We start from the raw sequence: 21698 nt of genomic DNA, 5'->3' as shown, positions 1-21698 counted from the left end.
TTGTCTGCAGGCATGCTGGAGCTCCGCAGCGGCGCCCGGGTCGAGAACCCCGACACCGTATCTCCTTCGGAGCTTGTAAGAGGAAACTATGGCTGATCTTCGTAACTATCAAAGCCGCGTCCAGACCGGCGAGATGATTGATCAAGGCCTGCGCGCATATATGCTCAAGGTCTACAACCTGATGGCGCTGGGCCTGGCGATCACCGGCGTGGCCGCATATCTCGGATTCAACTTCGCGGTCCAGGACGGCCAGCTCACCCAGTTTGGCGCGCTTCTGTTCCAGTCGCCGTTGCGCTGGGTCGTCATCCTTGCCCCCCTTGCGGTCGTCTTCTTCCTGAGCTTCCGCATTCATCAGATGAGCGTCTCCGCCGCCCAGACCACCTTCTGGATCTACGCCGCCCTGGTAGGGCTGTCGCTCTCGTCGATCTTCCTGGTCTATACCGGCCAGAGCGTTGTTCAGACCTTCTTCGTCACCGCCGCCTCCTTCGGCGCACTGTCGCTTTACGGCTATACCGCGAAGCGTGACCTGTCGGCGATGGGTTCGTTCCTGATCATGGGTCTCTTCGGCCTGATCATCGCCTCGCTCGTCAACATCTTCCTGGCTTCATCCGCGCTGCAGTTCGCGATCTCGGTGATCGGCGTGCTGATCTTCGCAGGCCTCACTGCCTACGACACGCAGCGGATCAAGGAACTCTACTATGAAGCCGATGACGTCGCTGTCGCCGGTCGCAAGGCGATCATGGGTGCACTGACGCTTTACCTCGACTTCTTGAACCTCTTCATGTTCCTGCTGCAGTTCATGGGCAACCGCAGATAACAGGCGCAATGAGATCGAAAAGGCGGCTTCGGCCGCCTTTTTTGTTGCGCCGGTTTCGCAGGGATGATTTTAGAGGAGCCTGCTCTTCCGATGGACCTGCCGCCCCGATGTCCTTCCTTCTGCGCAACGCCGCCCAAGCCGACATCCCCGCCATCACGGAGATCTATCGTGACTCGGTCCTGAATGGCGTTGCAAGCTACGAGATTGCGCCGCCCTCCGAGGCCGAAATGGCCCAGCGTTTTTCCGCGATAGTCAGTCAGCAATATCCCTACATCGCCGCGGCCGATGCGGACGGGAAACTCCTGGGCTACGCTTATGCGTCGGCCTTCCGCACCCGCCCCGCCTATCGCTGGATGGTGGAGGATTCGATCTACCTGGCCCCCGAAGCCCGCGGCCGTGGCATCGGCAAGGCACTGATGATCGAGCTGATCGACCGCTGCACCGCGCTTGGTTTTCGTCAGATGGTAGCCGTCATCGGTGGCGCGAGCCCGGCCTCGATCGCGCTTCATCTGAAGGCAGGTTTTGTGGAGGTCGGCCTGATGAAGGGCACCGGCTACAAGCACGGCCACTGGCTGGACACGATGCTCATGCAGCGCAGCCTCGGCGAGGGCATGACAACCGATCCGAATCCCTCCACCTACCCCGGTACGCTGTTTGCGGGCTGATAGAAGTTATTTATCCACGAGTTTCAAGGTTTTGTCGAATACCTTGAGGACCTGGTTCAACTCGTGTCCGCGCTTCAGGATCATGCCGTTGATATTGATCACGGAATAGGCACCTTGCTTGGCGGCAAGCTTCGGGTTCTTTTCAATCCGGAAGAGCGGCATCTCGCCGGAGCGCTTGAAGACGGAAAAGACCGCTCTGTCCTTCAGATGGTCGATGGCGTAATCGCGCCATTCCCCCTCGCCCACCATGCGGCCGTAGATCCAGAGGATCGCATCCAGCTCGCGCCGGTGGAAAGTCACCGGAAGCGGGTCCTTGCTTTGTTTGTATTCCCTGAGATCGACGATGACCGAGGAACTATTGTCGACGGAGCGGCTTTCGCCGTGTCGCAAATCCGGCTGATCTGTCATCAGGTCTCCAAGGCCTCCGCTTGTGACAGGAGAGTGACAGTTTGCCCGAGCCGCCGCAAATTGCAAGAGCGGCGCTCCTCACATTCGCCGCACGTCCAGTCACGTTCGCTGGGGACCAAGCAATGCTTTCTCCCCAGTGCCGCATTTCAGTCAAAACAGCGCCTCATTTGCGGGAGATTTATGCATCCCGGTTTGGCGCCAGCGCGCCAAAGGGCCCGGCGGAGCGTATCGACCTTAACCCCAGCCCCGAATACGCTCGGCCGGGCCGCCCGCATTTCACCCGTACTCGGGTGAAATATCAGATGCTTTTTCCCGCCATCACCACGGTCGCGCCGAGGATCGCCGCCGGATCGCCGTCGGCCGTGGCCGACTGTAGCAGGATTGCGCAGCCCTCGAGCTGCGGCCGCTGCAAGACGCTCGCCGGTAGCGTCAGACTGGTCGCCTTGCCATCCCACATGCCGACAGTTTCGACGTTGGTGACGCTGTGCAGATAGGAGATCTTCTTTCCGCTGTTTTCGCCTTTTTCGACTTCGATTGTCTTCTCCTTGTCGAAATACACCATGACGACATTGGCCTTGCCCTGTCCGGCACCGATCTTGATCTCCAACTCGTCGCCGCGCATCGCCGCGCTGATGGGAACGGTCAGCCCATTGCCTTCGCTGCTGTAGGTGTCGATCTTGCTGTTGATGCCGGTGAGATCGGCGCCGGCCAAATGGCCGCGCCCGTTGACGATGGCTTGCGGCGTATAGACGTTGCTGCGACCCATCGTCCTGGCATAGCCGTACTGCCGCTCGGTATTTTCCTTCGAGCTCAGCGTATCGGCCCAGCCGAGATAATTCCAGTAGTCGATGTGATAGGCGAGCGCGATGACATCGCCTTGGTTCACCAGCTTGCGGAAGGCGGCATCAGCGGGAGGACAGGAGGAGCAGCCCTGTGACGTGAAAAGCTCGACGACGCCTCTCGGCTTGCCGTCTTCGGCATGCAGCGAGCCTGCAAAAGCAACGCCGGCGATCAGCGAAATCAAGAAACGGGGGGACATTCACCTGCACCTCTTTTTCAGCGCCGGCAGCGTTTAGGAACCGAAGGCTCTGAGACATGAACGTACGAATAATCCTTCCGGGTCCAAACGAAAAGTCACGAACGGGTGAGACGTAGCTCGCCCGGAAAGCGCTGAAAACAAATCATCGTGAGCCCCATCGAATACTGTCGCCGCAAAGAGGAGCCGCCGGAAATTGCTCTCCGGCGGCCATTATCATAGCAATCTCCTAGATCCGGATGATTTCAGGCCGATTCGGCCTAAAATCTCAATCCGGATCTACATCAAAGAAGCAGAGCATGATGTTTTCCGAAAACCGCTCACACTTTTCGGCATCATGCTCGACAATCAGGCAGCGAGATCACGCAGAACCGTCTGCAGGATGCCGCCATTGTTGAGGTAGATCACCTCGTCGAGCGTATCGACGCGCGACAGCAGCGGAACTTCCTTCACCGTGCCGTCGCCATAGGTGATCTTGGCGATCTTCCTCTCGCGCGGCTTGATCTTGTCCAGCCCCTCGATGGTGACGAGCTCGTCGCCCTTGAGGCCGAGGCTCTGCCAGGTCGTGCCCTCTTCGAAGACGAAGGGGATGACGCCCATGCCGACCAGGTTCGAGCGATGGATGCGCTCGAAGCTCTGGGCGATCACGGCCTTGACGCCGAGCAGGTTGGTGCCCTTGGCAGCCCAGTCGCGCGAGGAGCCGTTGCCGTATTCGACGCCGGCGAAGATGACGAGCGGCACGCCTTCGGCCTTGTACTGCATGGCGGCGTCGTAGATCGATGTCTCTTCCTTCGACGGGTAGTGGATCGTGTAGCCGCCTTCCTTGCCGTTCGGGCCGAGCATGTGATTGCGGATGCGGATATTGGCGAAGGTGCCGCGCATCATCACTTCATGGTTGCCGCGCCGCGTGCCGTATTGGTTGAAGTCGGCAACGGCAACGTCATGGCCGATGAGGTATGCGCCGGCCGGCGATGCCGCCTTGATCGAACCGGCCGGAGAGATGTGGTCGGTGGTGATCTTGTCACCGAACAGGCCGAGGACGCGGGCGCCCTTGATGTCGGAGACGCCGGTGCCCTTCTTGCCCATGCCGACGAAATAGGGCGGGTTCTGGACATAGGTGGAGTTGTCGTCCCAGGCATAGGTCTGGCCCGGCGGGACCTGGACGGCCTGCCAGTTGGCATCACCCTTGAAGACGTCGGCATACTTGGTTTCGTAGAGTTCGCGGGTGACGTATTTCTGGATGAACTCCTGCACCTCGTGCGAGGTCGGCCAGATATCCTTGAGGTAGACCGGCTTGCCGTTCTGGTCTTCGCCGATTGGCTCCTTGGTCAGGTCCTTCTGGACCGTGCCGGCAAGAGCGTAGGCGACGACAAGCGGCGGCGAAGCGAGATAGTTCGCCTGGACGTCGGGCGAGATGCGGCCTTCGAAGTTGCGGTTGCCGGAGAGCACGCCGGAAACAATCAGACCCTTGTCATTGATCGTCTTGGAGATCGGCGCCGGCAGCGGGCCGGAGTTGCCGATGCAGGTGGTGCAGCCGAAGCCGACGAGGTTGAAGCCGAGCTTATCGAGGTCGGCCTGCAAGCCCGACTTGGCGAGATATTCGCCGACGACCTGCGATCCGGGCGCGAGCGACGTCTTGACCCACGGCTTGGTCTTCAGGCCCTTGGCAACGGCATTGCGGGCGAGAAGGCCGGCAGCGATCAGCACCGACGGGTTGGAGGTGTTGGTGCAGGAGGTGATGGCTGCAATCGCCACGTCACCATGGCCGAGATCGAAATCGGTGCCTTCGACTGCATAGCGGTTGTTGAGCTGCCCGGGCTTCTTGTAGTCGGCTTCCATCGACGTCGCGAAACCGGAAGCGATGTTTTCAAGCGCGATGCGGCCTTCCGGACGCTTGGGGCCTGCCATCGACGGCACGACGTCGCCGAGGTCGAGCTCCAGCGTATCGGTGAAGACGAGGTCGGAACCGTCGCCTTCGCGCCACATGCCCTGGGCCTTCGAATAGGCTTCGACAAGCGCGATGCGATCATGCGTGCGGCCGGACATGGTGAGATAGTTGATGGTTTCGCCGTCAACCGGGAAGAAGCCGCAGGTCGCGCCGTATTCCGGACCCATGTTGCCGATCGTCGCACGGTCGGCGAGCGGCATGTTGTCCATGCCGGGGCCGAAGAATTCGACGAACTTGGAAACGACACCCTTCTTGCGCAGCATCTGCACGACGGTCAGAACGAGGTCGGTCGCGGTGACACCTTCCTTGAGCTTGCCGGTCAGCTTGAAGCCGATAACTTCGGGCAGAAGCATCGAAACCGGCTGGCCGAGCATGGCGGCTTCAGCCTCGATACCGCCCACGCCCCAGCCGAGAACGCCGAGACCGTTGATCATCGTCGTGTGGCTGTCGGTGCCGACGCAGGTATCCGGATAAGCGATCGTCTCGCCGTCCTCTTCCTTGGTCCAGACGGTCTGGCCGAGATATTCGAGATTGACCTGGTGACAGATGCCGGTGCCGGGGGGAACGACCCGGAAGTTCTTGAATGCCTGCTGACCCCACTTCAGGAAGCGGTAGCGTTCGCCGTTGCGCTGATATTCCAGCTCGACATTCTTGGCGAACGCCTGCGGCGTGCCGAATTCGTCGACGATGACGGAATGATCGATGACGAGGTCGACAGGAACGAGCGGGTTGATCTTCTCGGGATCGCCGCCGAGCGACACCATCGCGTCGCGCATCGCGGCCAGATCGACGACCGCGGGAACGCCGGTGAAGTCCTGCATCAGCACGCGCGCCGGGCGATAGGCGATTTCGTTTTCGACAGCGCCCTTGTTGTTCAGCCACGCGGCAACGGCGAGGATGTGCTCCTTGGTGACCGACTGGCCGTCTTCGAAGCGCAGCAGGTTTTCGAGCAGCACCTTCATCGAATAGGGAAGCTTCGATACGCCGGCCAGACCGTTTGCCTCAGCCTTGGGCAGGCTGTAATAGACATAGTCCTTTCCACCAACGGAAAGCGTGGAACGACAATTGAAACTGTCAAGAGATTTAGACACGAGAGACCCCGTTCTGATAGCCAACACAGTCGTGCGAACGCCTATGCACTTAATGCACATCAGGATGCGGGTACGGCCATTTCCGCTGTCCGCACGTGGAGCAGATGCTCCAAGTTCGGCGCAAGGATGAAATTCACGCCGACCGCTGGCGTGGTTGCCGGTCTTATAGATAATTTCCTAAAAACTTGCCATACCCGAGCACTGCCAAAACCAGACATTTTTTGAGCCTTCCGAAAGCCGCAACGAAGAAAGAGCCGACGCATGCAACTCACCGCCGAAAATCTGGCTGCAAGGCGCGGTGAGGATCTCATTTTCGTAAACATTTCCTTTCACTTGACTGCAGGAGAAGCCCTTGTCCTGACCGGCAAAAATGGATCGGGAAAATCCACTTTGCTGCGCGTTGCCGCCGGCCTTCTGAAGCCCGAAAAAGGAACTGTCATCTTCCGCGATAAAGAGAGCCCGCAAGGCCGCCATCCGGGCGAGGTCAGCCACTACCTCGGCCACCGAAATGCGATGAAGAATGAACTTACGGTTGCAGAGAATTTGGAATTCTGGCAGTCCTTCCTCAGCAGCCCGGGCGCCGCCGGCCTCGCTCTCGAAGATGCCGCCGAAGCCGTCGGCCTCTCGGGGATCACCCACCTTCCATTCGGCTATCTCTCCGCCGGCCAGCAGCGCCGCTTCGCCTTCGCCAAGCTGCTCGTCGCCCACCGCCCCATCTGGATCCTCGATGAACCCACAGCGGCACTGGATGCGAGTGCCGACCGGCTGTTTGCCGGATTGATCGAGGCGCATCTGGCCAAAGGCGGCATCGTGCTGGCAGCGACGCATCAGCCGCTGGGTCTGAAGAATGTGCAGGAAATGAAGATGACGGGCTTCGCCGGTGTGGATCAGGGGGTGTGGGGTTGATGTTTCTCGGTGTGGCTACCCCCCTCTGCCCTGCCGGGCATCTCCCCCACAAGGGGGGAGATCGGCAGGAGGCGCCCTCTTGCCCTGATCAAACGCCACAGATGATCGCAGGCGCCTGGCGTGCGATCAAGATTTCGCGAAGCCGGTGCATCTTGCCGATCTCCCCCCTTGTCGGGGAGATGCCCGGCAGGGCAGAGGGGGGTATCGCCCCGTCCTCCCCCCGTGCGGAGAACCGCCCCGCATGATCGCCCTCTTCCTCCGCGACCTCAAACTCTCGATTCGCGCCGGCGGCGGCGCACTGATCGGCGTGTTGTTCTTCCTGACCGTCGTCGCCGTCATCCCTTTCGGCGTCGGCCCTGACCTCAAGCTTCTCTCCCGCATCGGCCCCGCCATCGTCTGGATCGGCGCACTGCTCGCCGCCCTTCTCGGCCTCGACCGCCTGTTCCAGGCCGAGCGCGACGACGGATCGCTCGATCTGATGCTGATGCAGGAAACGCCGCTGGTGTTGACCGTGCTCCTCAAATGCTTCGCCCACTGGACCGCGACCAGCCTGCCGCTGGTCATCGCTTCGCCGCTGCTCGGCCTGTTCATGAACATGGACGAGACGGCGATCGGCGCCACAGTGCTGACGCTCTTCGTCGGATCGCCGGCGATCACCTTCATCGGCGCCGTCGGCGCTGCCGTCGTCGTCGCTCTGCCCCGCGGCGGCCTGCTGGTCTCGATCCTCGTGCTGCCGCTGACCATTCCGGTACTGATCTTCGGCGTCAGCGCCACCTATGCCGCGGTCGAGGAACCGGCGCCATTCCTGCCGCCTTTCCTCATATTGATCGCACTGACGCTCTTCTTCGCGGTCATCGGCCCGGCCGCCGCCGCCTTGGCGCTGCGAAACACGTCGGATTGAATGCCTTTCGATTGCGGGAAAAGCCGGATCAAGGTAAGGAAGCGCTCATGAGCCAAACCAGCCTTGCCATCAGCAAAATCAGCGATCTCGCCAACCCGACGCGGTTCCTGGCGCTGGCGGCCCGCGTCATTCCCTGGATGGCCGGCATCACCACCCTCTGTTTTGCGGTCGGCCTCTATCTGAGCTTTGCGACCGAAGGCGATTACCAGCAGGGCGAGACTGTGCGCATCATGTATATCCACGTGCCCGCGGCCTGGCTTTCGATGATGTGCTACACGATCATGAGCTTTTCTGCGATCGGCACGCTGGTCTGGCGCCACCCGCTCGCCGATGTCTCGGCCAAATCGGCAGCTCCGCTCGGCGCCGCCTTTACCCTGATTGCGCTCATCACCGGTTCGCTCTGGGGCAAGCCGATGTGGGGCACCTGGTGGGTCTGGGATGCGAGGCTCACCTCCGTCTTTATCCTCTTCCTGATGTATCTCGGCCTCATCGCGCTGAGCCGCGCCATCGACGATCCTTCGAGGGCGGCGCGTGTCTCCGCCGTGCTGATCCTCGTGGGCTTCGTCAACATCCCGATCATCAAGTTTTCCGTCGACTGGTGGAACACGCTGCATCAGCCGGCAAGCGTGATGCGCCTTGGCGGCCCGGCGATTGATCCGGAATTCCTGCGCCCGCTTTTCGTCATGGCGATCGCCTTTACCCTGCTGTTCTTCACGCTGCATATCATGGCCATGAGAAACGAGATCTGGCGCCGCCGTGTCGCCGCCCAGCGCCGTCTCGCCGCCCGCATGGCGAGCCGGGAGGAATAGGCCGTGACGCACGCCTTCTATGTCTATGCATCCTATGGCATCGCCGCATTGGTGACGATCGCCGTCATCCTGTGGACCTGGGCCGACGGCCGGGCGCGCCGCCGCGAGCTTGCGAGCCTCGAAGCCGCCGGTATCCGCCGCCGCTCGGCGCGGCCAAAGGATGGCGAATGACCGAGACGCCCGATACCAAAACTGCCAAGCCACGCGGATTTGGCCGCTATGCACTGGCGCTTCTGCCGCTGATCGTGTTCGGCGGCATTGCCGCGACGGCCGCGAAGATGCTCTACGACCAGGATTTTCACGGCAAGAACATCGCCGAAATTCCGTCCGCCCTGATCGGCACCAAGGCGCCGTCGCTGAACCTTCCTCCGCTCGAGGGCGCCAACCTGCCGGCGCTGACCGACGCCGCAGTCAGCGGCAAGCTGACCCTCGTCAACGTCTTCGCCTCATGGTGCATCCCCTGCCGCGACGAGCACCCTATCCTGAAGGAACTGGCGAAATACGGCCGGTTAAACATTGTCGCCATCAATTACAAGGACAAGAACGAGAACGCCCTGCGCTTCCTCGGCGAACTCGGCAATCCCTATCAGGCGATCGGAATCGATCCGAACGGCAAGGCGGCGATCGACTGGGGTGTTTATGGTATTCCGGAAAGTTATCTGGTCGGCCCCGACGGCACCATTCTCTACAAGCGCGTCGGCCCCTTCGACGAGATCAGCCTGAAGGAAGGCCTGTTTCCGGCGATGGAAAAGGTGCTGGGCAAGCCGGCTTCGTAATTCATATCCAAGGAAGGCCCTCCCCAACCCCTCCCCACAAGGGGGAGGGACTGTCGCGGAACCGCCCCACGACAAACCATCAACGTTTCTGCGGATCAGACGATGAAAGGGATAGAGGCAGCGCGGCATCCAACCCCTTGTGGGGAGGGGTTGGGGAGGGAACTTTTCCTGGCCCTAAACCCCGCCCTGCCAGACCTTGATCGCCTCGACCGGCCAGATCAGCATCAGCACGTTGAGCGTCAGATTGTCGCGGATCATATAGCCGGTGAAAATCTCGAAGAAGATGGCGACCGCGACCGTCAGCGCCACCGGCGCGCGCCAGGCGAAGAAGAAGCCCAGGCACATGAAGACGGTGTCCATTGCCGAATTGAGGATGCTGTCGCCGTAATAATCGAGCGCGATCGTCGCGGTGCGGTAGCGGTCGATGATGAGAGGGGAGTTTTCCAGCAGTTCCCAGCCGGACTCGATGACGAGCGCCAGGAGCAGACGCGCCATCAGCGGCTTGCGGCGCAGGAGCAGATAGCTCAGGCCGTAAAACAGGAAGCCATGAATGATGTGCGACGGCGTGTACCAGTCCGACAGATGCTGCGAATTGCCGCTGGTATTGACCCCGCCCTCCCACAGCTTGACATAACCGCAGGCGCAGATCGGCACACGGCCCATCATATATTCTGCGATGATCTGGGCAGCCAGGACTGCGATGCAGGCGACGAACCAAAAGCTCTGATGCCTGACCCGATATTCGGCGTCTGCAGCGGTCACTTCTCGCCATCCGTTTCCAGGTTGATGCTGTGTTTGAGCACCAGAGGCATCTGCGCCAGCGTGAAGATGATGGTGATGGGCATCGTGCCCCAGACCTTGAAGGCGACCCAGGTATCGTCGGAAAAATTGCGCCAGACGACTTCGTTCAGCACGGCGAGAAACAGGAAGAAGACGCCCCAGCGGATGGTAAGTTTGCGCCAGCCTTCGGCATCGAGCTGGAAAGCGGCGTTGAAGACATAGCCGAGCAGAGACCGGCCGAAAGCGAGCCCGCCGAGCAGCGCCACCCCGAAGAGCGTGTTGACGATGGTCGGCTTCATCTTGATGAAGGTCTCGTTCTGCAGCCAGATCGACAGCGAGCCGAAGATGACGACCACGATGCCGGAGACGAAGGGCATGATCGGCAGATGGCCGAGCACGATCTTCGAAACCACAAGCGAAATCACCGTCGCCGCCATGAAGAGCCCAGTCGCGACGAACAGCGGCCCGCCCAGTTCGGAAAGGGCGGGAAATTTTTCGACCAGCCATTGGCCACGCAGATTGGCGAAGAAGAAGATCATCAGCGGCCCGAGTTCCAGCGCCAGTTTCAGCATCGGATGATGGCGGTCGGCCGCGGACGGGGTGATGTCGCTTTCGGTGGTCATGCGTTCTTCGAACCTGCTATTGCTGAAAACCCGTTTCCGACCGTCCCTTGCAGGCTTTCGGCGGCATATCTGTGGCATCATTGCTCGAGCCCGGCAATGGCATGGGCAAAATCCTCGGCCTCGAACGGCTCCAGATCTTCCACGCCTTCGCCGACGCCGATGAAATAGACCGGCAACTTGTGCTTGGCGGAGATCGCGACGAGAATGCCGCCGCGCGCCGTGCCGTCGAGCTTAGTCATGATCAACCCGTTGACGCCGGCGACATTGCGGAAGATCTCGACCTGGCTCAGCGCATTCTGCCCCGTCGTGGCATCGAGCGTCTGCAGCACGGTGTGCGGCGCGTCGGGATCAAGCTTGCCGAGCACACGCACGATCTTCTCGAGTTCGGCCATCAGCTCGGCCTTGTTCTGCAGGCGGCCGGCGGTATCGACGATCAGCACGTCGCATTTTTTTGCCTTGGCCTGCTCAAAGGCGTCGTAGGCAAGACCGGCTGCATCGGCGCCGAGCTTGGTGCCGATGAATTCGGAATTGGTCCGCTCGGCCCAGATCTTAAGCTGCTCGATCGCCGCCGCGCGGAAGGTATCGCCGGCGGCGAGCATCACCTTCAGCCCGGCACCAGAGAGCTTCGCCGCGAGCTTGCCGATAGTCGTCGTCTTGCCGGTGCCGTTGACGCCGACGACGAGGATAACATGCGGCTTGTGCGAAAGATCGAGCTGTAGAGGCTTGGCGACCGGCTTCAGAACCTTGGCGATTTCCGACGCCATGATCCGGCTGACATCCACGCCGGTCACATCTTTGCCGTAGCGCTCGGAAGCGAGCGTATCGGTGACGCGCAGCGCCGTCTCGACGCCGAGATCGGCCTGGATCAGCAGGTCTTCGAGATCCTGCAGGGTCTCGTCGTCGAGCTTGCGCTTGGTGAAGAGCGCGGTGATCTGGCCGGTGAGCTGCGAGGACGTACGCGCAAGCCCGTTGCGCAGGCGCTGGAACCAGCTGAGTCTGGGTTGCGGGGCAACGGGTTCGGGTTCGGCGACCTTCGGGCCGGTAGCGAAGCCTTTGGGAAGGATGGGAGTGCTGGTCGCCGATTCCACCGTGGGGCTACCCCCCTCTGCCCTGCCGGGCATCTTCCCCACAAGGGGGGAGATCGGTTGAACAGAGGCGTCCAGCACCTCATCGATCTCAGGTAGAATTTCCTCTACAGGCGCTTCTGCGACTTCTTCGGTCCCTTCGATCGAAGCCGGCGCATCAGACTCCGAATGATCTCCCCCCTTGTGGGGGAGATGTCCCGAAGGGACAGAGGGGGGTGCTTCCGCAGCACTCTCGGCACTCACCTCCGCTTCCGCCTCGGCTTCCAGCAGCGACAGCGGCACGACGCCCATATCCCTGAGCTGGTCCGGAGCCGGCAGGATCGCTGGCTCGGCATCGTCACGCTCTTCCTCGGCATCCTGCACGACATCCGCAGCCGGTCCGCCGGCGGTATCCATCTCCTCGGGAAGAACAGGATCATCCGCGATCGGCAGGTCTTCGTCGCGCGAACGCTGCTCGAGCTCCCTTTCCACAGCCTCAGGCACGGGTTCTTCAGCCGGCTTGCCGAAGGTGAAGACCTTTTTGATGAAACTGAGCGCCATGGGGATTCCGTGAAAGTCAGGCCGCTGCGGCCGTCAATTGCATGTCGAGATGCTTGCCATTGTGGCCGGTGATCGTGACCGGCACAAGTTCGCCGGGACGAAGGCCGGCGGCTGTGACCAGCGTGAAGTTTTCCGTATGCGCAAGGCCGTTGTTTTCGACAAGCAGCCACTGCCGGGTTCCTACCATGCCATCGAGGTGGGATTGATGCAGCCTATGTCCCGTGGCGCGCAGCCGTGCGGCGCGGTCCTTGACCAGCGACCGGTCGAGCTGCGGCATGCGGGCGGCCGGCGTACCGGGACGCGGGCTGTAGGGGAAAACATGCAGGTGCGCGATATCAGCTTCTTCAGCGAGCCGCACCGCATTGGCGAACATCTCTTCCGTTTCCGTTGGGAAACCTGCGATCATATCGGCGCCGAAGCTCATCTCCGGGCGAAGGCGGCGCGCATCCTCAATGAAACGCAGCGCGTCGGCGCGAGAATGCCGCCTCTTCATCCGCTTCAGGATCATGTCGTCGCCATGCTGCAGCGACAGATGCAGATGCGGCATGAAGCGAGGCTCGTCGGCGATCAGGTCCATCAGATGGGCATCGGCCTCGATGCTGTCGATCGAGGATAGCCTCAGTCGGCGAATCTCCGGGAGCTGTTTCAAAAGCGTCTTTGCCAGAAGCCCGAGCGTCGGCGCGCCCGGCAGATCGCCGCCATAGCTGGTGGCGTCGACCCCGGTCAGCACGATCTCGCGATACCCGCTGTCGACGAGCTTGCGGGCCTGGTCAACCACGGCGCCCATCGGCACCGAGCGGGAATTGCCGCGGCCATAGGGAATGATGCAGAAGGTGCAGCGATGGTCGCAGCCGTTCTGGACTTGGATGAAGGCACGAACATGACCGTCGATGTGCCTGACCATCTGCGGCGCCGTCGCCCTGACGCTCATGATATCGTTGACGCGGAGCTTCTCCTCGGCCGAAACACCGAAATCCGGCAGGCTGCGATAGGAGGCGCTTGAAAGCTTCTCCTCGTTGCCGAGCACCGCATCGACCTCCGCCATCTCGGCGAAGGTCTGTTTTTCCGTCTGCGCGGCGCAGCCGGTGACGATGATGCGGGCATGTGGATTGTCGCGCCGCGCCCGGCGGATCGCCTGGCGGGCCTGACGCACGGCTTCGCCGGTCACGGCGCAAGTATTGACCAGGATGGCGTTGTTGAGCCCGGCCTTCTCGGCCTGCGCCTTCATCACTTCGGATTCATATGTGTTGAGGCGGCAGCCGAAGGTAATGACCTCGACGCCGCTCACTGCGCCCCCGCCTCTTGTGTACCACCGCGCGACCAGAGACCTGTCGACGGATCGAGTCGGCCCGACCATTCCCATTCGGCCGGACCGGTCATGATGACGTGATCGTCGCGCTCGCGCCATTCGATCGAAAGCACGGCTGGCGGCTTGGCGCTCGCCACATTGATCGTCACCTTGCGCCCGGTGCGGCCGGTACGCGCGGCGCTGACAGCAGCGGAACAGGCAGCCGAGCCGCAGGCGAGCGTCAACCCCGCGCCGCGCTCCCAAGTGCGTGTCGTCACGGATGTCGGCGAAGTCACCTGCGCCAGGGTGATATTGGCGCGCTCGGGAAACATCGGATGATTTTCGAGCAGCGGCCCGAAGCGGGCGAGATCATAGGACATTACATCCTTATCCACCCAGAAGATCGCATGCGGATTTCCCATCGACATGGCGGAAGGCGAATGCAGCACCGGATTGTCGATCGGGCCGATCTGCAGCTCGATACGGCTGGTGTCGTGAAATTCTTCCGCCAGCGGGATCCTGTCCCAATCGAAAACCGGCTTTCCCATATCGACGGAGATCGTCCCGTCCTCGTGCTCGACGGCATTGAGGATCCCGGCGACCGTCTGGAAGGTGAAGGCCTTCCGACCGGTCTCTGCGGCAAGCGCCTGCACGACGCAGCGGGTGCCGTTACCGCAGGCCTGCGCCTTCGAGCCATCGGAGTTCAGGATATCGATGAAGGCATCTGTGCCGTCGGCCTTCGGATCATGGATCGCCATGATCTGGTCGAACTCGGTCTCAGGATCGGCATTGAGCGCGACCGCCGCCGAGGGCGTCACCTTATCAGGCCGTCCGCGCATGTCGACGACCAGGATCTTGTTGCCAAGCCCGTTCATCCTCGCGAATTCGACCGTTGCGCTCATAATATCATTCCGTCCGTCTTTCCGCTGTATATGGCGGAAACGCGAGGGAATTACCAGTGGGTGAGTGCCATGCAGGCCTTGCAGCCGACTGAGCCTCCGGGCGGTCCGTCTTCTACCGCTGCCCGCCGTCGGCTTCGAAGGACGCCGCATGCGCCTCGACGATAGCGGCGGTGATGACCTTCCTCAGCTCGTAGACCAGCGAGCGGGATCGTTTGCGATCCAGATCCTGTGCCGCTTTTGCAAGACTAAGGCCTTCGTTGAGAACAATATGATGGGCACGTGCCAGCGCCCAACTTTCAATATCAGCATTGATCATTCGATATCTCCGCCGGATCATCCGGCATCAAGGATATTCACGAATCATTTTACAGGACGCACTTAAGTAGAAAGTAGAATCACAAGCGGAATATTTTGCAACTGGCGTAAATAGCGTATTGGCCTGTAAGCGGCATTTAACTACCGGATCCATGTCCCATTGCTTCCGAAAAGCCGGTCATGCAGCCATCGGCCCGCATTCGCCTTGACTTTCCCGCCGCTTTCCTGTTTATCGCGGCCAATCCGCGACGAGCTACATGACTCCGAGCCGCCGACCGGGACACCGAGATCCCGGAGGTCAACACCCGACAGCGCGATGCGCCCTCGGGTGCTTTTTGGCTTTGCGTCTTGTTTTCGTCAAGGAAAAGCACGACGTTTCCGGGCAGATCAACCCGCCCGAAACGTATCAAGGAAGAGCCGATGTTTGAAAACCTCCAGGACCGTCTTGGATCCATTCTGAATGGACTGACAGGCCGTGGCGCGCTTTCGGAAGCCGATGTTTCTGCAGCGCTGCGCGAGGTTCGCCGCGCGTTGCTGGAGGCCGACGTCGCACTCGACGTCGTGCGCTCCTTCACCGACCGCGTGCGTGAAAAGGCAGTCGGCGCCGAGATCCTGAAGTCGATCAAACCCGGCCAAATGGTCGTCAAGATCGTGCATGACGAGCTGATCGAGATGCTGGGCGGCGAAGGTGTCGGCATCGATCTGCATGCGCCGGCCCCCGTCGTGGTCATGATGGTCGGCCTGCAGGGGTCGGGCAAGACGACGACGACCGCCAAGATCGCCAATCGCCTGTCGACGCGCGATAAGAAGAAGGTGCTGATGGCGTCGCTCGACACGCGCCGTCCGGCCGCTCAGGAACAGCTTCGTCAGCTCGGCGCCCAGACCAATATCGACACGCTGCCGATCATCACGGGTCAGTCACCGACCGATATCGCCGCCCGCGCCGTGCAGGCGGCCAAGCTCGGCGGCCACGACGTCGTCATCCTCGATACCGCCGGCCGCACCCATATCGACGAGCCCTTGATGGTCGAGATGGCCGACATCAAGAAGCGCTCGAGCCCGCATGAAATCCTGCTGGTCGCCGATAGCCTGACCGGCCAGGACGCCGTCAACCTCGCCCGCAACTTCGACGAACGCGTCGGCATCACTGGTCTCGTGCTGACCCGCATGGACGGCGACGGCCGCGGCGGTGCGGCCCTTTCGATGCGTGCCGTCACCGGCAAGCCGATCAAGCTGATCGGTGTCGGCGAGAAGATGAGCGAGCTCGAGGAATTCCATCCCCGCCGCATCGCCGACCGCATCCTCGGCATGGGTGACATCGTCTCGCTCGTCGAGCGCGCGGCCGAGAACATCGACGCCGAGAAGGCGGCCGCGATGGCCGCCAAGATGGCCAAGGGTAAGTTCGACCTCGATGACCTCGCCGACCAGCTGCGCCAGATGCAGAAGATGGGCGGCATGGGCGGCATCATGGGGATGATGCCCGGCATGGCCGGCATGAAGGACAAGATGGCCGCCGCCGGTCTCAACGACAAGCTTTTCGGCCGCCAGATCGCCATCATCCAGTCGATGACCAAGGCCGAACGCGCCAATCCCGACTTGCTCAAGCATTCGCGCAAGAAGCGAATCGCCGCCGGCTCAGGCACCGATGCCGCCGACATCAACAAGCTTCTGAAGATGCACCGCCAGATGGCTGATATGATGAAGATGATGGGCGGCAAGGGCAAAGGCGGCCTGATGAAGCAGATGATGGGCGGCCTTGCGGGCAAGATGGGGCTGGGGGGCCTCGGCGGCATGGGCGGCATGCCCGATCTCTCGAATATCGACCCGAAGCAGCTGGAAGCCCTGCAGAAACAGGCGGAAGCGGCGGGTTTGGGAAAACCGGGTGGGGGTATGCCCGGTCTCGGCGGCTTGCCGGGTGGTTTGCCTGGCCTCGGCGGCGCCAAGCTGCCGGGTCTTGGCGGTGGTTTCCCGGGTTTGCCCGGATTGCCGAAGAAGAAGTGAAAGGATCGCTTGCCCCATGATTGATCCGGACGTCAAAGCCCAGCTCGGGAGCTATCGTCAGTCGATCGACAATATCGATGCCGCTCTCGTGCACATGCTGGCCGAACGCTTCCGCTGCACCAAAGAGGTCGGCGTGCTGAAGGCCAAATACAATCTGCCGCCGGCCGATCCGGCGCGCGAGGAATACCAGATCGAACGCCTTCGCCAGCTGGCGAAAGCCGCCAATCTGGACCCGGATTTCGCCGAGAAGTTCTTGAACTTCGTCATCAAGGAAGTCATCCGGCATCATGAGCAGATCGCTGCGGACCACGCTGAACAGAACGCCGCAGCCCGATAACCATACCGCCTTACGAAGCGGTCTAGAAAAGCCTAAGGAGTAAAGAACATGGCACTGAAAATTCGTCTCGCCCGCGGTGGCTCCAAAAAGCGCCCGTATTACCACGTCGTTCTCGCCGATGCGCGCAGCCCGCGCGACGGCCGCTTCCTCGAAAACCTCGGCTCCTGGAACCCGATGCTCGCCAAGGATGACGAAAAGCGCGTTCAGCTGAATGCCGAGCGCATCAAGCATTGGCTCGACAACGGCGCTCAGCCGACTGACCGCGTCCTGCGCTTCCTCGACGAAGCCGGCGTTGCCAAGCGCGAAGCCAAGAACAACCCGATCAAGGCGAAGCCTGGCAAGCGCGCCCAGGAACGCGCCGCCGAAAAGGCCCAGAAGATCGCCGACGCCGCAGCAGCTGCTGCTGACGCCGCGGAATAATCCGGACATCCCCTTTTCGAGCGGGCGGCATGGCGACATGCCGCCCGTTTTCGTTTCCAATCGCCCGCACTTCGTTTATGAGAAACCTGTCTTTCGGCTTCACATGAAGGAACCCATGACAAAGCTTGAAAACCCGGTTTTGATGGCTACGATCGGCGGCGCACAGGGCCTCAGGGGCGAGGTGCGCGCCAAGGCCTACACGGCCGATCCGACCGCGCTCGGCGATTATGGCCTTCTGCACAGCATGGACGGACGCAGCTTCGAAATCCTCGAAATCCGCGAGATGAAGAACGTCGTCGTTGTCCGTTTCCGCGGCATTAACGACCGCAACGCCGCCGAAGCGCTGAACGGACTCGAACTCTATATCGAACGAGACAACCTGCCGGACGAGGAGCTCGAGGACGACGAATTCTACTATGCCGATCTCGAAGGGCTCGAAGCGCTTGATGACAAAGGCGTCAGCTACGGGACGGTCACCGGTGTATTCGATTTCGGCGCCGGCGATCTCCTGGAGCTCAAGGGCCCGGGCAAGCGCCCGGTCCTCATTCCCTTCTCCGAAGCCTCGGTGCTGGAAATCGATCTCGAAGCCGGTACGCTGCTGATCGATCCGCTGGCGGCGGGACTGGTCGATGAGCCCGAGCTGTCGCAGTTCACTGCGGGCAAGCCGAAAAAGAAGAAGTAATGGCTTTCCGGGCGCGCATACTGACACTTTATCCGGAAATGTTTCCGGGGCATCTTGGCTTCTCGCTCGCCGGCAAGGCGATGGAGCGTGGGCAATGGTCGCTGGATCTGGTGCAAATACGTGATTTCGCCACTGACAGACACCGCACCGTCGACGACACCCCGGCGGGCGGCGGCGCCGGCATGGTGCTGAAGGCAGACGTTCTTGCTCGCGCGATCGACAGCGGCGGTGAGAATGATCCCCGGCCGCGCCTGCTGATGAGCCCGCGCGGCCGTCCGCTAACTCAGCAGCGCGTGCGTGAGCTTGCGGCGGGTGACGGTGTCATCATCGTCTGCGGTCGCTTCGAGGGCGTCGACCAGCGGGTGATCGAGGCACGCGGATTGGAAGAGGTCTCGATCGGCGATTACGTGCTGTCGGGTGGCGAGCCGGCGGCGCTGGTTCTGCTTGATGCGATCATCCGCACCCTGCCCGGCGTTATGGGCAACGATCTTTCCGGCCTGCACGAAAGCTTCGAGGGCGGCCTGCTGGAACATCCCCATTATACCCGCCCCCAAGAGTGGGAAGGCCGGGAAATTCCCTCCGTCTTGACGTCCGGCAACCACGGGGCCATCGAGAAATGGCGCTACCAGGAAGCGGTGCGACTGACGCGGGAACGGCGGCCGGACTTGCTCGATAGCGTTAAAACCGAGAAAAACGGCTGATTTCGCCGGCCTTTTCACAAAAATGTCGTGCGAGGGATGACAAGCCCCGGCCTTTCGTGTATTGGCGCACGCGGAAATGGGGTTAGCCCCGTCTGCCAGCAAACAAAGAATGGCGAATCCGCTCCCGCCCGCAAGGGCACAATCCTGAGGCTAAGCCAAAGGATCAGTGTCGAGCGCTCTGGCTGTTTCAGAAGAACCAAAGGTTAAGACGATGAACATCATCCAGCAGCTTGAGGCCGAACAGGCCGCCAAGATCGAAGCCAAGCGCACCCTCCCCGAATTCTCCCCGGGCGACACCGTCCGCGTCAACGTGAAGGTTACGGAAGGCAACCGTACCCGCGTTCAGGCCTATGAAGGCGTCTGCATCGCCCGCTCCGGCGGCGGCCTGCAGGAAAACTTCACGGTCCGCAAGATCTCCTACGGCGAAGGCGTCGAGCGCGTATTCCCGGTCTACTCGCCGCTGATCGAAAGCGTCGACGTCGTTCGTCGCGGTAAGGTCCGTCGCGCCAAGCTCTATTACCTCCGCGACCGTCGCGGCAAGTCCGCTCGTATCGTCGAAGACACCGGCGTTCGCGCCCGCAAGCTCAACGACGCCGAACGCGCTGCTGTCGCCGAGGAGAAGGCCCGTATCGAAGCCGAGAAGGTTGCAGCCGCCCAGGCGCTCGCGGCCGAAAAGGCAGCAGCAGAAGCTGCCGAAGCCAAGGCCGCTGCTGAAGCAGCTGCTGCAGCCGAAGCCGAGAAGGCCGCAGAATAAGATCTGCGCAAAATTCTGTTTCTGGAAAGGCGGTCTTCGGATCGCCTTTTCTATTTTTTACGCGACCGTGCGGCCGGCGGCCTTGCCTTCGGCAGGTCATCCGTGACAATTTTCGCCGTTCAATTTTGGAGCCGTTCTATGCTGTTTCGTCGCACCGTTCTCGCAAGCTTCGCCGCCCTTATGCTTGCGCCTATAGTCGCATCGGCCGCCGAACTGCCGGATCTTGGCGGCAAGAGCGTCATCGTCGTCACCGAGAATGCCTATCCGCCGCTGCAGTTCGTCGACCCGAAATCCGGCAAAGCGATCGGCTGGGAATATGATGCGATGAATGAGATCGCCAAGCGGCTGAATTTCAAGGTCGAATATCAGAACACCAGCTGGGACGCGATGATCCAGGCGGTTTCCGACGGCCAGTACAACATCGGCATGACCGGCATCACCATCAAGGACGACCGCAAGCAGAAGGTGGATTTCTCCGATCCTTATATGCGTTCCCAGCAATTCATGCTGGTGCGCGGCGATGAGAAGCGCTTCACCGACGCCAAGTCCTTTGGTGAATTCAAAGACGGCCTGATCGGCGCCCAGCCTGGCACCTCGCCTTTCTACACCGCCGTCTACGAAATCCTCGACGGCAACGAACAGAACCCGCGCATCAAGCTTTTCGAAACATTCGGCGCCACCGTGCAAGCCCTGAAAACAGGCGACGTCGATCTCGTCCTCACCGACAGCGTCGCTGCCAAGGGCTATGTCGATTCTTCCAACGGCGGCCTGAAGGTCGTCGGCGAACCGCTCGGCACCGAGGACTTCGGCTTCATCTTCCCGAAGGGTTCCGATCTCGTCGCTCCAGTCAATGCGGCTATCACAGCGCTGAAGTCCGACGGCACCTTCGACGCACTGAACAAGAAATGGTTCCTCGACTACAAGATGGGCGAATAATCCGCCGAGCGATCGCAGATGGCGCCCCAACCATCCCCGCGACACGAGAAGGACGACCGTCCCTGGTGGCTGGCCGTCCTTGTCCTGATCGGCATCGTTCTCGCCGTCGTCATCATCACCAATGACATTTACACCCAGGTCTTCCGGACCGTGGTGAATGGCGTCGGCGTCACCGTGTTCGTGACGCTCGTCGCCTTTGCGCTTGCAACGGTGCTCGGTCTCGGCATCGCGCTGCTCGGGCTGGCCGACAGCATCGTGCTGCGCCAGATCGCCCGCTTCTACATCGAGATCATCCGCGGCATTCCCATGCTGGTGCTGCTCTTCTACGTCGCCTTCGTCGGTGCGCCCGGTTTCGTCACGACGTATAACTTCATCATCACGCCCCTGGTGAAATCAGGTATCGCCGAGCCGATCCTGGTGCGCGACCTATCGCTGATGTGGCGGGCCATCATCGCGCTGATGATCGGCTATTCATCCTTCATCGCCGAGGTCTTCCGAGCCGGCTTTCAATCGGTCGATATCGGTCAGATCGAGGCGGCAAAGTCGCTCGGCCTGTCGCGCTACCGCCGGTTCCGGCTCGTTGTCTTCCCGCAGGCGATCCGGGTCATCCTCCCGCCGCTCTCCAACGATTTCGTCTCGATGGTGAAGGATTCGTCTCTCGTGTCGGTGCTCGGCGTGGCCGACATCACGCAGATGGGTAAGGTCTATGCCTCCGGCTCCTTCCGCTTCTTCGAGACCTATTCGATCGTCACCTATATCTATCTGATCCTGACGATCGGACTGTCGCTGGCGCTGCGGCGGATCGAGAAGAAGATGAAGCAGATGCCGCGACACTAAAAACCTGCGTCCATTCGGATGCAGAAAGGACGCGCCTCACGATTCGAATTGCCGTTTCGATCAAAAATCGCTATATCCAGCGCCATGGAATCCAAGTTCAGTTGCATTGGCGCGCATATATTCGTGCTGCAGGATCATTA

Annotated in this window: 24 protein-coding genes; 15 read left to right on the top strand and 9 right to left on the bottom strand. The window is 61.2% G+C overall.

Going from position 1 to position 21698, the window contains the following annotated elements; all coding sequences use genetic code 11:
- The first annotated feature begins 88 nt into the window (after positions 1-88).
- Both ACQ7C1_RS20530 and ACQ7C1_RS20525 read left to right on the top strand, forming a co-directional pair.
- Positions 89-817 (top strand): Bax inhibitor-1/YccA family protein, encoded by a 729-nt coding sequence (locus ACQ7C1_RS20530; protein ID WP_085779743.1) that lies wholly within the window; start codon positions 89-91, stop codon positions 815-817.
- A 107-nt stretch (positions 818-924) separates the two neighbouring features.
- Positions 925-1482, top strand: coding sequence for a GNAT family N-acetyltransferase (locus ACQ7C1_RS20525; protein WP_097598192.1), 558 nt, complete (start codon positions 925-927; stop codon positions 1480-1482).
- A gap of 6 nt (positions 1483-1488) precedes the next feature.
- On the opposite strand, the gene ACQ7C1_RS20520 is transcribed toward ACQ7C1_RS20525, so the two are convergent.
- The 3 genes from ACQ7C1_RS20520 to acnA all read right to left on the bottom strand — a co-directional run bounded on the left by ACQ7C1_RS20520 (position 1489) and on the right by acnA (position 5965).
- Positions 1489-1890 carry a DUF2794 domain-containing protein gene (locus tag ACQ7C1_RS20520; RefSeq protein ID WP_085779745.1) on the bottom strand — a complete coding sequence of 134 codons (402 nt, stop codon included), beginning with the start codon at positions 1888-1890 and terminating at the stop codon, positions 1489-1491.
- A gap of 298 nt (positions 1891-2188) precedes the next feature.
- The gene (locus ACQ7C1_RS20515; RefSeq protein WP_430959611.1) at positions 2189-2929 is read right to left on the bottom strand and encodes a DUF1223 domain-containing protein; all 741 of its coding nucleotides are present in this window, start codon (positions 2927-2929) and stop codon (positions 2189-2191) included.
- Between the two features lie 345 nt (positions 2930-3274).
- Positions 3275-5965, bottom strand: a complete 2691-nt coding sequence (gene acnA, locus ACQ7C1_RS20510; protein WP_430959610.1) for an aconitate hydratase AcnA — start codon at positions 5963-5965, stop codon at positions 3275-3277.
- Positions 5966-6226: 261 nt separating this feature from the next.
- On the opposite strand from acnA, the gene ccmA reads away from it, so the two are divergent.
- From ccmA to ACQ7C1_RS20485, 5 genes are all read left to right on the top strand, one after another.
- Positions 6227-6871 carry a heme ABC exporter ATP-binding protein CcmA gene (ccmA, locus tag ACQ7C1_RS20505; RefSeq protein WP_430959609.1) on the top strand — a complete coding sequence of 215 codons (645 nt, stop codon included), beginning with the start codon at positions 6227-6229 and terminating at the stop codon, positions 6869-6871.
- A gap of 241 nt (positions 6872-7112) precedes the next feature.
- Complete coding sequence (ccmB, locus tag ACQ7C1_RS20500; protein ID WP_430959608.1) at positions 7113-7772, top strand: heme exporter protein CcmB; 660 nt, start codon at positions 7113-7115, stop codon at positions 7770-7772.
- A 47-nt stretch (positions 7773-7819) separates the two neighbouring features.
- Positions 7820-8581 carry a heme ABC transporter permease gene (locus ACQ7C1_RS20495; RefSeq protein ID WP_430959607.1) on the top strand — a complete coding sequence of 254 codons (762 nt, stop codon included), beginning with the start codon at positions 7820-7822 and terminating at the stop codon, positions 8579-8581.
- Between the two features lie 3 nt (positions 8582-8584).
- Positions 8585-8752: a heme exporter protein CcmD gene (gene ccmD, locus ACQ7C1_RS20490; protein ID WP_097598197.1), complete on the top strand. Its 168-nt coding sequence runs from the start codon at positions 8585-8587 to the stop codon at positions 8750-8752.
- Positions 8749-9357, top strand: a complete 609-nt coding sequence (locus ACQ7C1_RS20485) for a DsbE family thiol:disulfide interchange protein (protein WP_430959606.1) — start codon at positions 8749-8751, stop codon at positions 9355-9357. The genes ccmD and ACQ7C1_RS20485 overlap by 4 nt, the downstream gene beginning before the upstream one ends.
- 174 nt (positions 9358-9531) lie before the next feature.
- Here the strand turns inward: ACQ7C1_RS20485 and ACQ7C1_RS20480 are convergent, their stop codons facing one another.
- The 6 genes from ACQ7C1_RS20480 to ACQ7C1_RS20455 form a co-directional block, all read right to left on the bottom strand.
- The gene (locus ACQ7C1_RS20480; RefSeq protein ID WP_430959605.1) at positions 9532-10119 is read right to left on the bottom strand and encodes a DUF2585 domain-containing protein; all 588 of its coding nucleotides are present in this window, start codon (positions 10117-10119) and stop codon (positions 9532-9534) included.
- Positions 10116-10760 carry a septation protein A gene (locus tag ACQ7C1_RS20475; RefSeq protein WP_430959604.1) on the bottom strand — a complete coding sequence of 215 codons (645 nt, stop codon included), beginning with the start codon at positions 10758-10760 and terminating at the stop codon, positions 10116-10118. Before ACQ7C1_RS20475 ends, ACQ7C1_RS20480 begins: the two co-directional genes overlap by 4 nt.
- A gap of 77 nt (positions 10761-10837) precedes the next feature.
- Entirely contained in the window at positions 10838-12385 is a 1548-nt protein-coding gene (ftsY, locus tag ACQ7C1_RS20470; protein ID WP_430959603.1) for a signal recognition particle-docking protein FtsY, read from the bottom strand.
- A gap of 16 nt (positions 12386-12401) precedes the next feature.
- Positions 12402-13673: a tRNA (N(6)-L-threonylcarbamoyladenosine(37)-C(2))-methylthiotransferase MtaB gene (gene mtaB, locus ACQ7C1_RS20465; protein WP_430959602.1), complete on the bottom strand. Its 1272-nt coding sequence runs from the start codon at positions 13671-13673 to the stop codon at positions 12402-12404.
- Positions 13670-14575, bottom strand: a complete 906-nt coding sequence (gene dapF / locus ACQ7C1_RS20460; RefSeq protein WP_430959601.1) for a diaminopimelate epimerase — start codon at positions 14573-14575, stop codon at positions 13670-13672. Before dapF ends, mtaB begins: the two co-directional genes overlap by 4 nt.
- Positions 14576-14687: 112 nt before the next feature.
- Positions 14688-14912, bottom strand: coding sequence for a hypothetical protein (locus ACQ7C1_RS20455; protein ID WP_064805530.1), 225 nt, complete (start codon positions 14910-14912; stop codon positions 14688-14690).
- A gap of 398 nt (positions 14913-15310) precedes the next feature.
- Here ACQ7C1_RS20455 and ffh point away from each other — a divergent pair, with 398 nt between their 5' ends.
- From ffh to ACQ7C1_RS20415, 8 genes are all read left to right on the top strand, one after another.
- Positions 15311-16891 carry a signal recognition particle protein gene (ffh, locus tag ACQ7C1_RS20450; protein ID WP_430959600.1) on the top strand — a complete coding sequence of 527 codons (1581 nt, stop codon included), beginning with the start codon at positions 15311-15313 and terminating at the stop codon, positions 16889-16891.
- A 16-nt stretch (positions 16892-16907) separates the two neighbouring features.
- Complete coding sequence (locus tag ACQ7C1_RS20445) at positions 16908-17228, top strand: chorismate mutase (RefSeq protein ID WP_085779768.1); 321 nt, start codon at positions 16908-16910, stop codon at positions 17226-17228.
- Positions 17229-17276: 48 nt separating this feature from the next.
- Complete coding sequence (gene rpsP / locus ACQ7C1_RS20440) at positions 17277-17648, top strand: 30S ribosomal protein S16 (RefSeq protein ID WP_097598210.1); 372 nt, start codon at positions 17277-17279, stop codon at positions 17646-17648.
- Between the two features lie 115 nt (positions 17649-17763).
- Positions 17764-18330 carry a ribosome maturation factor RimM gene (rimM, locus tag ACQ7C1_RS20435; protein WP_097598324.1) on the top strand — a complete coding sequence of 189 codons (567 nt, stop codon included), beginning with the start codon at positions 17764-17766 and terminating at the stop codon, positions 18328-18330.
- Entirely contained in the window at positions 18330-19031 is a 702-nt protein-coding gene (trmD, locus tag ACQ7C1_RS20430; protein WP_430959599.1) for a tRNA (guanosine(37)-N1)-methyltransferase TrmD, read from the top strand. The genes rimM and trmD overlap by 1 nt, the downstream gene beginning before the upstream one ends.
- Positions 19032-19242: 211 nt before the next feature.
- Positions 19243-19785, top strand: a complete 543-nt coding sequence (rplS, locus tag ACQ7C1_RS20425) for a 50S ribosomal protein L19 (protein WP_064708028.1) — start codon at positions 19243-19245, stop codon at positions 19783-19785.
- Positions 19786-19923: 138 nt separating this feature from the next.
- On the top strand, positions 19924-20721 hold the full coding sequence (locus ACQ7C1_RS20420; RefSeq protein ID WP_430959598.1) for a basic amino acid ABC transporter substrate-binding protein: 798 nt from the start codon (positions 19924-19926) through the stop codon (positions 20719-20721).
- Between the two features lie 18 nt (positions 20722-20739).
- On the top strand, positions 20740-21558 hold the full coding sequence (locus ACQ7C1_RS20415; protein WP_085779773.1) for an amino acid ABC transporter permease: 819 nt from the start codon (positions 20740-20742) through the stop codon (positions 21556-21558).
- The last annotated feature ends 140 nt before the right edge of the window (positions 21559-21698 follow it).

It is taken from the genome of Rhizobium sp. Nf11,1, assembly GCF_050587665.1.
In the GTDB taxonomy this organism is placed as follows: Bacteria; Pseudomonadota; Alphaproteobacteria; order Rhizobiales; family Rhizobiaceae; genus Rhizobium.
Note: the sequence above shows the minus strand (reverse complement) of the source record. Positions and strands in the feature narration are given on the sequence as shown.